The organism is Rhodosalinus sp. 5P4 (assembly GCF_041365695.1).
Classification (GTDB): domain Bacteria; phylum Pseudomonadota; class Alphaproteobacteria; order Rhodobacterales; family Rhodobacteraceae; genus Rhodosalinus.
Genome location: NZ_JBGFSJ010000016.1, coordinates 1 through 1,035, shown reverse-complemented (window position 1 = coordinate 1,035; position 1,035 = coordinate 1). Strand labels below are relative to the sequence as shown.

General features: G+C 68.7%; 1 protein-coding gene. It reads left to right on the top strand.

Annotation, left to right across the window (positions count from 1 at the left end):
- Nucleotides 1-4: 4 nt before the first annotated feature.
- Nucleotides 5-1,035: thiamine pyrophosphate-binding protein (locus tag AB6A69_RS16255; RefSeq protein WP_371061570.1), on the top strand; the 1,031-nt coding region annotated here is incomplete at its 3' end.

Sequence of the window (1,035 nt, the reverse complement as noted above, 5' to 3'; positions counted from 1 at the left end):
CCCCATGAAGATGACCACCGAGGAAGCCTTCGTCAAAGTTCTGCAGCGTCACGGGATCGCGCATGCGTTCGGGATCATCGGGTCCGCGATGATGCCGATCTCGGACCTTTTTCCGAGGGCGGGGATCACCTTCTGGGACTGCGCCCATGAAGGCAGCGCGGGGATGATGGCCGACGGCTACACCCGCGCGACGGGCAGGATGTCGATGATGATCGCGCAGAACGGCCCGGGCATCACCAATTTCGTGACCGCCGTGAAGACCGCCTACTGGAACCACACGCCGCTGCTGCTGGTCACGCCGCAGGCCGCCAACAAGACCATCGGCCAGGGCGGCTTCCAGGAGGTCGAGCAGATGAAGCTCTTCGAGGACATGGTGGCCTACCAGGAAGAGGTGCGCGACCCCTCCCGCATCGCCGAGGTCCTGACCCGCGTGATCGCCAAGGCCAGGCGCCTGTCGGGCCCCGCGCAGATCAACCTGCCGCGCGATTTCTGGACCCAGGTCGTCGATATCGAGATCCCCGAGCCGATCGAGTTCGAGGTCTCGCCCGGCGGCGAGACCTCGGTGGCCAAAGCCGCGGCGCTGCTGTCGGCGGCGAGGACCCCGGTCCTTCTCAACGGCGCCGGCGTGGTCCTGTCGGAGGGCGGGATCGCGGCGTCGATGGCGCTGGCCGAGCGGCTCGACGCGCCCGTCTGCGTCGGCTACCAGCACAACGACGCCTTCCCCGGCTCCCACCCGCTCTTTGCCGGGCCGCTGGGTTACAACGGGTCGAAGGCGGCGATGGACCTGATCCGCGACGCCGACGTGGTGCTGGCGCTGGGCACCCGGCTCAACCCGTTCTCCACGCTTCCGGGCTACGGCATCGACTACTGGCCCGCCGACGCGACGGTGATCCAGGTCGACATCAACCCCGACCGGATCGGCCTGACGAAGAAGGTCGGCGTGGGGATCGTGGGCGACGCCGCGAAGGTGGCGCGCGGCATCCTGTCGGGCCTGTCCGACACCGCCGGCGACGCGGGGCGCGAAGAGCGCAAGGC